Here is an 11,656-nt window from a genome sequence, read left to right as displayed (position 1 = left end):
GGATCGCATTCAGGACATCCAGGTTCGACAAGCTGACATTGCCGCGCTGGCGCGGGAAGCAATGTTCAATGGCGGAGAATTGTTCGGGTGTGATCATCATGCGCGAAGTATCCCGCATTACTCGCCGCCAAGCCAGTAGCGTTAACAGGCCCTAGCCGAAAGCGTAATCCGACGATCCGAAAGCCTAATCGATGCTCGAAGAGCTGCATCCCCGTAGGTGCGGGCATGCTTGCGAACAAAGGCCCATGCTCCGCTGCGGAATCACTTCACGGGCATGGCCCGTTCCCGTAGGTCGGATTAGCCGCAGGCGTAATCCGACGGCTTGAAGGCGTAACCCGAGAGGCTTCGCAACTTCCGCCGCGAACCTAGCCGAAGATGACCCAGAGCGCGATAAGCGCATACCAGAGCATACGCGTGCGCATCAGCAAGGCCGTGAGGTTATCGAGCCGGACGAGCCCCGCTTCACCCTCCGCCGCCTCGCCCAGTTCGGCGGCAGCCGGACCGATATTGGTCAACAATTGCCGAGCCTGAATGTCCCAGTTCAGCAACTCATGCAACAGGAAACGATTGACCGCGACGAAATTGCCGACCAGGCCGAAGCTGAGCAGCAGCACACGCACCGCTGGCCAGTCGAAGGCGTGCAGCAATTGACCGGCCCGCTCACGCATGGCGTCCGTGTGTGCATGTTCCCAGGTCAGGACCAGCAGTCGATAGGCCAGCGCCGCCATCGGTCCCAGCAGCAGATACCAGAAAATCACCGCAAAGAAGCCCTGATAGCTGCCCCAGAGCAACCGCGCCTCCACGGCGCGTAGCAGACCTGGCGCATCCGCCGCAGTCAGGCCCAGATCACGCTCGGCGACCAGTGCCGCAGCTTCCTCATCGCCACGTCGCCAGGCATCGCGGAACGGTCCCAGCTCGCGCTTGGCATGCCCGCGACCAAGGCTATAGAGCAGCACCAGCAGATGCAGCGGCAGACTGAGCCAGCCATAGGCCAGCGGCTCCAGCGCCATCAACAGCAGCCCGAGCAACAGCACAGGCAGCAATACCACCAGCAACAGCCCCAGCCAGGGCATCGCCGCCAGCCTGGAACTGGCCTCGACGCGCCGCAGCAGGCGCAACCAGGGCTCGTCCTGTTGCACATCCTGTCGCCAATCGGTGAGCTTCTCGATCAGCAGTACCAGCAAAACCACCAGAAAAATCATGTATCAGGTCCTTGGACGGGACGGATTCAGGCGATGATCGCAGCCGCCCGCAGGCGCGACCAGTCGAATTTCGGTCCTGGATCGGTCTTGCGGCCCGGCGCGATGTCGCTATGACCGCAGATCCGCTCTGGCGTGATGGCCGGATAGGCCTGTCGCAACAGAGTGCAGAGGCGGATCAGGCTGTCGTATTGAGCCTCGCAAAAAGGCTCATCGTCGGTCCCTTCCAGCTCGATACCGAGGGAAAAGTCATTGCAGCCTTCGCTCTCGCCAAAACGCGAAACACCTGCATGCCAGGCGCGATCCAGGCAGGAGACGAACTGGGTGACCGCGCCATCGCGCTCGATGAGGAAATGCGCCGACACCTGCAAGGCGGCAATGTCCTCGAAGAAGGGATGTTCGCCCGCTGGCAGGCAATTCTGGAAGAACTGCTGCACTTTACCCGTACCGAAGCACCCCGGCGGCAGGCTGATATTGTGGATGACCAGCAGCGAGATTTCACCATCCGGGCGCTGATTGAAGTTAGGCGAGGGACAATGGCGGATACCTCGGCACCAGCCTGTCGCGTGATCCAGCTGCATCGCGGCGAATCCTGGCTATTGCGGCCCTGCAGGCTAGCGCCTGCTGGCGGCAGGCCGCAAGCAGGCTGTCATTACAAATCCAGAAGTGGCTGGGTAGCTGCACGTTTTTCATCGCGACGCGAGGCCAGGCGGTCGGCCAGGCGGGTCGGCTCCGGCAGGCGGTAGCGGGTGACATAACGCATCACCAGTTGCGGCGCAGTCTCCAGGCTGACCCGGTTGCCTGGCGAAATGATCAGGGGACGCACCTTGTCCCTGCTGCGCAGCACGGTGCCAATAATGTTGCCGTTCCTGTCCAGCAGATCGACCTGATCGCCGCGCCGCTCGCCGAGTGGCGAGTGCTGGCCGGTGAGTATTTTCTTGGCAACCCCGATGGTCGGCAATCCGGTGATTACACCGAGGTGGGCCGCGATACCCAGTCCGCGAGGATGGGCGATGCCGTGGCCGTCGGAGAAGATCAGATCCGGCACCTGCCCGAGCGCGTCGAGCGCCTGCAACACCGCCGGCAATTCGCGAAAGGACAACAGACCGGGAATATAGGGCATGTTGGTGGGAATCCTCGCCAGCGCCTGCGCCACCGGAACCAGGGTTTGCGCATCGAGCAGCACGGCTGCCGCACGGGTCACCGCGCCGCCTTCCTCGAAGCCGACATCGACACCGGCAATCAGCTGCAACGGTCCGAAGTCGTCTGCCAGCACGACCTTGCCGGCCAGCTCTTTCTGCATCTCACGCGCCGCCGCGGTGCTGCCATCCCAGCCCGAAAAGGCGTCGGCATAAGGACGTGGCACTGTTGAAGTCATAGAAAATCCTCCGTTACGGATGGACAACGACAGGACCGTATTTCGCCGCTCCGAGTCGATGTGACTGGACACTCAGCCGAAAAAATAAGACGCTCCTGCCTAATGAAGGCAGATATACCTTGCCATTCAATAAAAATAACGACCTGCAGAATAGAAACCATGCTCAACGCACACGCTTTGAAACGCGTCAGCATTCTGGCCACCGAAGGCGTTTTCGCCTCCACCCTGATGCAAGCCAAGGATTTTTTCCATATGGCCAGCCTGCGCTATGGCAAACAGCTCGGCCTGGGCCTGACGCCCGCCCTGGAAACCTGGCTGGTCAGCCCTGACGGTAATCCGGTCACGACATTCAACGGTTCCCGCATTGAAGTAGACGGCGCGCTTGAGGCGACCGATGCGGTGATTCTGCCGGCGTTCTGGGGAGATTTCGACACACTCTGCCAGCAGTATCCACAGGTCGCCCCCTGGCTCCAGGAGCGTCACGCCGCCGGCAGTGCCATCTGCGGAGAAGCCAGCGGGGTCTTCTGGATGGCCGCCGCAGGCCTGCTCGATGAGCGCGAAGCCACCACTCACTGGCGTTTCGCCGGTGAGTTTGCCGAGCGTTTCCCTCGCGCACTGCTCACCCTGGAAAAGCACCTGACCGACAGTGACAACCTCTTCTGCGCCGGCGGCACCACCTCATCGTGCGATCTTTACATGCATCTCGTCGAGGGTTTCTGCGGCCCCAGTGTCGCCCGGGGCATGGCGCGCGACATTCTCTTCGAGGTGCAGCGCAACTACAGTCCGGGACGCATAGGCTTCGGCGGCCAGAAACTGCACCTCGATACGCGCGTGCTGCAGATACAGGAATGGCTGGAAGAACACTTCGCGGAGAAATTCCGCTTCGAAGACGTGGCCCGCGAGCACGGTATGAGCATCCGCAATTTCATGCGCCGCTTCCAGAGCGCCACCGGCGACAAACCGCTGCATTACCTGCAGCGGCTGCGCATCGAAACGGCCAAGAGCCTGCTTTCGACCACGCGCAAGAGCATCAAGACCATCAGCTATGAAGTCGGCTACGACGACGCCAGCTTCTTCGCCCGCCTGTTCCGCCACCACACCGAACTGTCACCGAACCAGTATCGGCAGCAGTACCGGCACAAGAACGGCTGAAGGCTGGAGGCTGGAGGCTGGAGGCTGGAGGCTGGAGGCTGGAGGCTGGACAGGCCCGTGACAATACTTGCCCAGCTTTTTCGTCCAGCCTCCAGCGCTTTTATCGGCTTTTAAGGCTTATGCGGTCGCGCCAGGTATTCGTGGGACTGCATTTCCAGCAGGCGGCTCAGGGTGCGCTGGAATTCGAACTCCAGGCGCCCGCCGGCATAGAGGTCCTTGAGCTCGACCTCGGCGGAGAGGATCAGCTTGACGCTGCGGTCGTAGAACTCGTCCACCATATTGATGAAACGTCGCGCCATGTCGTCCTTGTAGGCGTCCATTCGCTCAACGTTCGAGACCAGCACCGTATCGAAGATCTTGCCCAGTTCGATGTAATCGTTCTGGCTGCGCGGTCCATCACAGAGCTCGCGAAACTCGAACCAGGCGACGCCGCTGGCAGTCTTGCGCGCAACGATCTCGCGGTTCTCGATGTTCAGTGCATCGTTTTCCTGCACTCGGCACTGTTCCGGCAGCAGGCTGCGGAAGCTCTTCTCCAGGCTCTGCTCCGCCTCGGCATCCAGCGGGAAATGATAAAGCTCGGCCTGCTCAAGAGCCCGCAGACGGTAGTCGATGCCGCTGTCGACGTTGATGATCTCGGTATGCTGCTTCAGCAGCTCGATGGCCGGCAGGAAGCGGGCACGCTGCAGGCCATCCTTGTAGAGGCCGTCGGGAACGATATTGGAAGTCGCGACCAGGCTCACACCGTTCTTGAACAGCTCTTCGAGCAGCGTCGCCAGAATCATCGCGTCAGTGATATCGGAAACGAAGAATTCGTCGAAGCAGATCACCCTGGACTCTTCGGCAAAGCGCTTGCCGATGATCGTCAGCGGATTCTTCTCGCCTTTGAGGGTGCGCATTTCCTCGTGCACACGCTTCATGAAGCGGTGGAAGTGGGTACGGGTTTTCTGCTCGAACGGCAGCGCGTCGAAGAAGGTATCGACCAGATAGGTCTTGCCGCGACCGACACCGCCCCAGAAGTACAGGCCCTTGACCGGCCCCTGCTGTTTCTTGCCGAAGAGCTTGCCCAGCAGGCCGGAGGATGTGCGCTCCGCCGCGACCAGGTCATCGTACAGACGCTGCAGGTGACGAACGGCTGTTTCCTGGGCCGCATCGTGAAAGAAATCTGGACGTTGCAGGTCTGCCTGATAGCGCTCGAGAGGTGTCATGGCCGGGTCTGGGTAGTGAAACGGGGGCGTTACTTTAGCCGCGCCCTCAGCGGATGGCAATTTGCGCAGATCGTTCAAAACAGCTGACCTCCGGTGATGACGGAAAATCGCCGGTCAGATAATGACCGGCAGCCAAACCCGCCAAACTAAACAGCAAGTGTCGCCATGGCCTGACGCAGGCGCAGCATGGCGGCTTCCAGCGCGGTCTCGTCGGCGTAGCGCGGGCTATCGGCGATGCATTCGCCATCGAGCCACAGGGTGAATTGATCGTCTTCATCGGCACGCAGTTCCAGCGCATCGACACCCTGCCCGATCAGGCGCTGGCTGAGCACGCCTATGGCCTTGGGATCGCTGAACGGACGCGACAGCAGCAACTCTTCCCCATCGGCGGCGAAGAAGCGGAAGCGGAAGCTGCCATCGGTTTCGCGGAAGCTGGCGAAACGAGCCGCCTTGCCGCCTTTTTTCCTGGCCGGGCCGGCACTTTTCACTTCACTGCGGAAATTGCGCAGCCCCACTGCCTCACGCAACTCACCGAGGAACGGCGTCGCCACCTTGCGCGCCTTGGCCGCGCCGGCCTGGAGGATATCCTCCAGCTCGCCGGGCTTGGCGATAAGCGCATGATAACGTTCCCGCGCCTCGCCCAGTTCGTCATCGAGCAGCTGGAACAGGCGCTGCTTGGCCTCGCCCCAGGCCAGTCCAGCCAGCAGCTCGGCGCGAAACCCGGCCAGTTGCGCCGGTGTGGCGAAAGCCTGGTAGAGGGTGAACAGATGCGAGCTGTCCGGGTCTTTCGGCTCACCGGGCAGCTTCGAGTCGGTGACGATACGCGCGATGGTGCCTTTCAGCTCCTTGACGCTGGCGAACAGCGGGATGGTGTTGTCGTAGCTCTTGGACATCTTGCGCCCGTCGAGCCCCGGCAAGGTCGCTACGCTTTCCTCGATCAGCGCCTCCGGCAGGGTGAACAGCTCCCGGCCATTGCCGAACAGGTGGTTGAAGCGCTGGCCGATATCGCGCGCCATTTCCACATGCTGGATCTGGTCACGACCCACCGGCACCTGATGCGCGTTGAACATGAGAATGTCGGCGGCCATCAGCACCGGGTAGCTGAACAGCCCCATGCTGATGCCCGCGTCAGGGTCTTCGCCCTGTTCGAGGTTCTTGTCCACCGAGGCCTTGTAGGCATGCGCGCGGTTGAGCAGGCCCTTGCCGGCGACACAGGTCAGCAACCAGGTCAACTCGGGAATTTCTGGAATATCGGACTGACGGTAGAAGGTCACCCGCTCGGCATCCAGGCCACAGGCAAGCCAGGTCGCGGCGATTTCCAGGCGAGACTGCTGAATGCGCAACGGCTCGTCGCACTTGATCAGCGCATGGTAGTCGGCGAGGAAATAGAAGGAATCGGCATCGGCTGCGCGACTGGCGAAAATGGCCGGGCGAATGGCCCCGGCATAATTGCCCAGGTGCGGCGTGCCCGTGGTGGTGATGCCGGTAAGGATGCGGGTTTTCATAGGGTTATCTCGATTAAGTCTGCAGGCGGCTCAGGAGTTCGCTGTTGTGCAACAACCTGCTAGTTCAAGCGGGGCGCAACCAGCTCCTTGAGCTCCACCAGCCTGCCATGGAAAAAGTGGCCGCATTCTGCCACTTTCAGCAATTCGTGGGGGCGTTCAAGCGTGGCGGAGAACGCATGCACCGAGGCCGGATCGATCACCTCGTCATCGTCGGGCTGAACGATGGTCAGGGTGCAGTGCTCGGCCATTGCTCCGCTCTCCAGTCGTGAAACCGCTGGCGCCACCATGAACAGCCGCTCCAGACGTTCGTCCCGTGCTTCTACCCGACTCGCCAGCGCCGCTGCGACGAACCCGCCAAAGGAAAAGCCCAGCAACGTCAACGGCAGCCCCGGATGCTGTGCCTGCAGCCAGCGCAGCGCGGCTTCGGCGTCATCGACCTCACCGGTATTCATGTCATGGCTGCCGCCACTGCCGCCGACGCCGCGATAATTGAAACGCAGCGTGACGTAGCCGGCATCGCGCGCGGTGCGCTGCAGGGTTGAGACCACCTTGTTCAACATGGTCCCGCCCTTGACCGGGTTGGGGTGACAGACCAGCGCCAGCCCTCGCGCATCGGGCTGGTCGTAATACAGGCCTTCCAGCACGCCGGTCGGCCCTTCGATGGAAATGGGGATTTCGCGTTTCAACAAAATGGCTCCGTGACCTTGTGGCAAGTTGACTCGTCTTGCTGGCAGGCTGAGAAAAACTACCTGCGTTGCCATTGCTGCGTTAAAAACAGGCTCGGAATGCTCATTTAGACCACTAAACTCCGCTTCCTCGCCTGTTTTTGCCTTGCACTGGCTGCCTCGCCTACGTTTTTCAACAGCCTGCTTACGAGCCACCTGATGATGACCGCCGCGCTGCGTCGCGGTATACAGGGCAGGTACGAGACGTTAACGTATCAGGCCGTGGAAAAACCACCCGCCTCAGGCGATACAGTCAGCGACACCGGGCGCAGCAGTGTCCGATTGTCACCGTCGACGCCTTCGCGGTGTTTTACCCGGCCTGAACAGCACAGCCGTTTATATAGAGGAAAACTCGTGGAACAGAACCTCGCGACCTGGTTGCTCCCGATTGCCGGCCTGATCGTCGGTATCGCTATTGGTTATCTGATATCGCGCAACAGCGCGCCCAACAGCACACAGCACCAGGTGGATGAGCTGCAGGAGCGCCTGGACACCTATCAAAGCGAAGTGGTGACTCACTTCAATACCACCGCCAGCCTGCTGCGCAAACTGACGGCAAGCCATCAGGACATTCAGAACCACCTGTCCGAGGGTGCGGACAAGCTCGCGCTCGACGAACAGACCCGTCAGCGCCTGCTCACCGCACTGCACAGCCAGGAAACCCACACGCCCCGTGAACGCCTGGACTCACCGGCATTCACCGAGCCACCGAAGGATTACGCCCCGAAGGACGGAGATACGCCGGGCACGCTGCATGAGAACTTCGGCCTGAAGAAGCACTGATCGCAACGCAATTGGCGGCACACCTCAGGTGGGCCGCCGGCTTTTAAGCACATCATCAGGCCTATTGAAAAACGTAGGCGAGGCAGGCAAGACAAGGCAAAAACAGGCGAGGACGCGGAGTTCAGTGGTCTAAATGAGCAGTCCGAGCCTGTTTTTAACGCCGTATTGCCAACGCAGGTAGTTTTTTCACTGCTGCAAGCGCATCGACAGATCGATCGCCCTGACATGCTTGGTCAGGGCGCCGATCGAAATATAGTCCACGCCGGTTTCGGCCACTCTGCGCAGACTTTCATCATCGATCCCACCCGAAGCCTCCAGCTTCGCCCGCCCCGCCGCAACCCCCACGGCGATGCGCATATCATCCAGGCTCAGCTCGTCGAGCATGACGATATCAGCGCCGGCACGCAGCGCCTGCTCCAGCTCGTCCAGACTCTCTACTTCGACCTCCACCGGCTTGCCGGGCGCAATACGACGCGCCGCCGCGACGGCCTCGGCGATTCCACCACAGGCGGCGATATGGTTTTCCTTGATCAGGAAAGCATCGTAAAGCCCGATCCGATGGTTGTGGCACCCCCCACAGGTGACGGCGTATTTTTGCGCCAGACGCAGGCCGGGAATGGTTTTGCGGGTATCGAGCAGTTGCACACCCGTGCCTTCGACAAGATCGGCATAGTGCCGGCTCCGGGTTGCAACGCCGGATAGCGTCTGCAGGAAATTCAACGCGGCTCGCTCACCGCTGAGTAGCGCACGCGACGGCCCTTCAAGCTGAAACAGCACACGATCCGCCGCCACCCGCTCGCCATCGACAACCTGCCAATGCACCGCGACCCGAGGGTCCAGCTGGCGAAATACGGCATCGACCCAGGCCGTCCCGCAAATCACGGCTGCTTCCCGGGTAATCACCTTCGCATGGGCCAGCCGCTCAGCCGGAATCAGCTGAGCGGTAATATCCCCGGCGCCAATATCCTCGGCCAGGGCCTTGCGCACGTTGATTTCGATTTCAGCACCGAGGTCAGCAAGAGTGAGATTGGTCACGACAGACTCCCATAGAATTCGGCATGAGTATAAAGCCTCATCCGATGGTCGCGCAGGACCAGCCAGACTGGCAAAAAGCCACAGGTTCCCCGAAACAGGCACCGCCGGTAGTATTTCGTGACCGTCCGCCGGAATTCGCGGGAGCATCTGTGAGCTGCATCATGTCTAAGCAATGCCCGGACTACTAAGCAGCATCTGAAGACATATAATGCTTCTATAAATTGACGCCATAAAAGTGGCGAGAGCTACTCACAGGCCGCTATCTTTACTATCCACAGCGGCATGCCAGGCATTGTGATCGCCTTACCAGGGCGTTCGGGAGAGTCTCGATGCGAACCGATGCGAAAGTGGTGCACCTGAAGGCCACTGCAGAGCACCAGGCGACACCCTCGGCAGGTCGACTGCCTGTCGCGCTCATCAGCGTGCGCGATCAGGCGGCGCAGCAACTGCGACTGGCACTGCAAACCTTGCTCGACAACGCCGACGATTCGCTTTTCGAGATAGCCGACCGGGCCACCAGCAACGTCGAGCAGAATGCCTTCTTCGAGGCCATGCGTGACCTGCGCATGAAGCGCCGCAGCATCGAGCGCGGCTTTCTGCAGCAGCTCTTCGAGTCTTTCACCCGACTCAACCAGTATGAAATCGGCAGGCCCGCACAGCCGGAAGCCTCCTTTGAAAGCCTGGCGCTGGTGCAGAACGACGAGCTGGAAGAATCGGTGGCGATCGACACCATGGTCGCCAAGGTCATGAGTCGCGCCGCCCAACCGCTTAGCCACCTGACCACTCGCATGAACGTCCTGGTGAGCAGGAAAATCGACGACAAGAGCAACCCGCTCGGCCCCCAGCAGCTATGCGAAAACTTTCTTGAGGCCTGCCGCAGCCTTGGCGTTGAGATCAAGGTCAAGCTGATCATTCTCAAGCTGTTCGAGCGCTACGTACTGACGGACCTCACCCAGCTCTATGCCGAAGCCAACCAGACCCTGATGGCTGCCGGCATACTGCCGGAGCTGCACTCCACCCCACCCCGCAAGACCGGCAATCGCCCGGCGACACCGGGAAGCAATTCGCCGGCACATACTTTCAGCGGTACACCCGAGTATCCCGAAGAGGGCTTCCACGAAGCCTTCGGCGCGCTGCAAACCCTGCTTGCGGAATTGCGCGGCAGCGCCCTGCCGGCACGCAACATCTCCAGTGATGCCGTGCCGATCTCCAGCAATGACCTGATGCGCCTGCTCTCGCACCTGCAGGCGCGCGCGCCACAGCAGATCGATGAATACAGCCTGCAGGACCAGCTCGAGCACCTGTTGCACCGGGTCAGCGCCAAGAGCGGCAAATCGCGGATTGTCGGCGAGGTGGACGAGGACGTCATCAACTTGGTATCGATGCTGTTCGAGTTCATTCTCGATGACCGCACCCTGCCCGACTCGCTCAAGGCCCTGATTGGCCGCCTGCAGATCCCGCTGCTGAAGGTCGCGGTGCTGGACAAGACCTTTTTCAGCCGCGGCAGCCATCCGGCCCGCCGCCTGCTCAACGAAATAGCGTCCGCCGCGATGGGCTGGGTCGAACAGGACGAAACCCAGCGGGACAGCCTTTACCAGAAGATCGAACAGATCGTGTCGCGTCTGCTGAACGACTTCGTTGATGATCCTGTCATCTTCTCCGAGCTGCTTGCCGATTTCCTCGCATTCACCGGCGACGAGCGCCGCCGCAGCGAACTGCTCGAACAACGCACCCGTGATGCCGAAGAAGGACGCGCCAAGGCGGAAGTGGCTCGCCAGGAAGTCGAGCACGCACTCAACCAGCGCCTGCTCGGCAAAACCCTGCCCGAGGTCGTGGTACGCCTCCTGCAGGAAGCCTGGAGCAAAGTTCTGCTGCTCACCTGCCTGAAGTACGGCACCCACTCCGAGCAATGGCAGGCAACCCTGGCGACCATGGATGACCTGATCTGGAGCGTCGAGCCACACGACGATCCGCAATCGCGTGAGCGCCTGCTGGCACTGGTTCCGAGCCTGCTCAAAAGCCTGCGCGACGGCCTGACCAGCGCCGCGTTCGATCCGTTCTCGACCAGCGACTTCTTTACCCGACTCGAAGCCCTGCATGTGCAGACGCTGCACCAGACCAGCCAATCGTCGCAGCCCGCACAACCGGCACCTGCCAGCAACGACAGCATCACCGAACAAAGCCCCGAACTGCCGCAAGACACCCCCTCCGAAGCCACTGCAGTACCGGCGATGGTCGAAGTGGTCGACGAAATCGTGCTGCTCGCCCCCGGCGAAAGTCGTGAACTGGAGCCCGAGATCGACCTGGCCGACAGCGACGAAGCACTGGCCCAGGTCGACAACCTGCGGGTCGGCAGCTGGGTCGAGTTTCAGGAGGACGAAGAGCACAAGCTGCGCTGCAAACTGGCCGCAATCATCAAACCCACCGGCAAGTACATCTTCGTCAACCGCACCGGCATGAAAGTACTGGAAAAGACCCGCCTGGGGCTTGCCATCGAATTTCGCCGCGGCGCCATCCGCCTGCTCAACGACACCCTGCTGTTCGATCGCGCACTGGAATCGGTCATCGGCAACTTGCGCCAACTGAGGGGCAGCAATCGCTAGTACTTTCGCACGGCGCAAGGCTTTGTACACAAGCAGGATTGGCTTTTCCCGCCCCAAGGCTAGAATGACTG

The 11,656-nt window shown here is 61.0% G+C and carries 10 protein-coding genes; 3 read left to right on the top strand and 7 right to left on the bottom strand.

The features are described 5' to 3' along the window. Positions 1–365 precede the first annotated feature (365 nt). From ampE to nfi, 3 genes are all read right to left on the bottom strand, one after another. Positions 366–1,202 (bottom strand): regulatory signaling modulator protein AmpE, encoded by an 837-nt coding sequence (gene ampE / locus G7020_RS21310; RefSeq protein WP_181086969.1) that lies wholly within the window; start codon positions 1,200–1,202, stop codon positions 366–368. Between the two features lie 26 nt (positions 1,203–1,228). Beyond that, positions 1,229–1,780, bottom strand: coding sequence for a 1,6-anhydro-N-acetylmuramyl-L-alanine amidase AmpD (gene ampD / locus G7020_RS21305; RefSeq protein WP_181086968.1), 552 nt, complete (start codon positions 1,778–1,780; stop codon positions 1,229–1,231). 71 nt (positions 1,781–1,851) lie between these two features. After that, a complete protein-coding gene (gene nfi, locus G7020_RS21300) occupies positions 1,852–2,577 on the bottom strand; it encodes a deoxyribonuclease V (RefSeq protein WP_181086967.1) in 726 nt (241 codons plus the stop codon). A gap of 159 nt (positions 2,578–2,736) precedes the next feature. Here nfi and G7020_RS21295 point away from each other — a divergent pair, with 159 nt between their 5' ends. Next, a complete protein-coding gene (locus tag G7020_RS21295; RefSeq protein WP_181086966.1) occupies positions 2,737–3,729 on the top strand; it encodes a GlxA family transcriptional regulator in 993 nt (330 codons plus the stop codon). Between the two features lie 110 nt (positions 3,730–3,839). Here G7020_RS21295 and zapE read toward each other — a convergent pair whose 3' ends face one another. From zapE to G7020_RS21280, 3 genes are all read right to left on the bottom strand, one after another. Next, positions 3,840–4,934 carry a cell division protein ZapE gene (zapE, locus tag G7020_RS21290; protein WP_181086965.1) on the bottom strand — a complete coding sequence of 365 codons (1,095 nt, stop codon included), beginning with the start codon at positions 4,932–4,934 and terminating at the stop codon, positions 3,840–3,842. 146 nt (positions 4,935–5,080) lie between these two features. Further along, a complete protein-coding gene (locus tag G7020_RS21285) occupies positions 5,081–6,439 on the bottom strand; it encodes a tryptophan--tRNA ligase (protein ID WP_181086964.1) in 1,359 nt (452 codons plus the stop codon). A gap of 59 nt (positions 6,440–6,498) precedes the next feature. Then, the gene (locus tag G7020_RS21280) at positions 6,499–7,128 is read right to left on the bottom strand and encodes an alpha/beta hydrolase (RefSeq protein WP_181086963.1); all 630 of its coding nucleotides are present in this window, start codon (positions 7,126–7,128) and stop codon (positions 6,499–6,501) included. 390 nt (positions 7,129–7,518) lie between these two features. On the opposite strand from G7020_RS21280, the gene G7020_RS21275 reads away from it, so the two are divergent. After that, positions 7,519–7,947, top strand: a complete 429-nt coding sequence (locus tag G7020_RS21275; protein WP_181086962.1) for a ZapG family protein — start codon at positions 7,519–7,521, stop codon at positions 7,945–7,947. A 186-nt stretch (positions 7,948–8,133) separates the two neighbouring features. Here the strand turns inward: G7020_RS21275 and nadC are convergent, their stop codons facing one another. Then, positions 8,134–8,982 (bottom strand): carboxylating nicotinate-nucleotide diphosphorylase, encoded by an 849-nt coding sequence (nadC, locus tag G7020_RS21270; RefSeq protein WP_181086961.1) that lies wholly within the window; start codon positions 8,980–8,982, stop codon positions 8,134–8,136. Positions 8,983–9,311: 329 nt separating this feature from the next. On the opposite strand from nadC, the gene G7020_RS21265 reads away from it, so the two are divergent. Beyond that, entirely contained in the window at positions 9,312–11,585 is a 2,274-nt protein-coding gene (locus G7020_RS21265; protein ID WP_181086960.1) for a DUF1631 domain-containing protein, read from the top strand. Positions 11,586–11,656 lie beyond the last annotated feature (71 nt).

Source organism: Stutzerimonas stutzeri (genome assembly GCF_013522825.1).
Lineage (GTDB): Bacteria > Pseudomonadota > Gammaproteobacteria > Pseudomonadales > Pseudomonadaceae > Stutzerimonas > Stutzerimonas stutzeri_AK.
This window is presented reverse-complemented; position numbering and strand designations above follow the sequence as displayed.

Bases quoted from the DNA above. Each gene is read 5' to 3' on its own strand.
- G7020_RS21295 (WP_181086966.1), top strand. From the start codon at position 2,737: ATGCTCAACGCACACGCTTTGAAACGCGTCAGCATTCTGGCCACCGAA.
- G7020_RS21285 (WP_181086964.1), bottom strand. From the start codon at position 6,439: ATGAAAACCCGCATCCTTACCGGCATCACCACCACGGGCACGCCGCAC.
- G7020_RS21265 (WP_181086960.1), top strand. From the start codon at position 9,312: ATGCGAACCGATGCGAAAGTGGTGCACCTGAAGGCCACTGCAGAGCAC.
- zapE (WP_181086965.1), bottom strand. From the start codon at position 4,934: ATGACACCTCTCGAGCGCTATCAGGCAGACCTGCAACGTCCAGATTTC.
- ampD (WP_181086968.1), bottom strand. From the start codon at position 1,780: ATGCAGCTGGATCACGCGACAGGCTGGTGCCGAGGTATCCGCCATTGT.
- nfi (WP_181086967.1), bottom strand. From the start codon at position 2,577: ATGACTTCAACAGTGCCACGTCCTTATGCCGACGCCTTTTCGGGCTGG.
- ampE (WP_181086969.1), bottom strand. From the start codon at position 1,202: ATGATTTTTCTGGTGGTTTTGCTGGTACTGCTGATCGAGAAGCTCACC.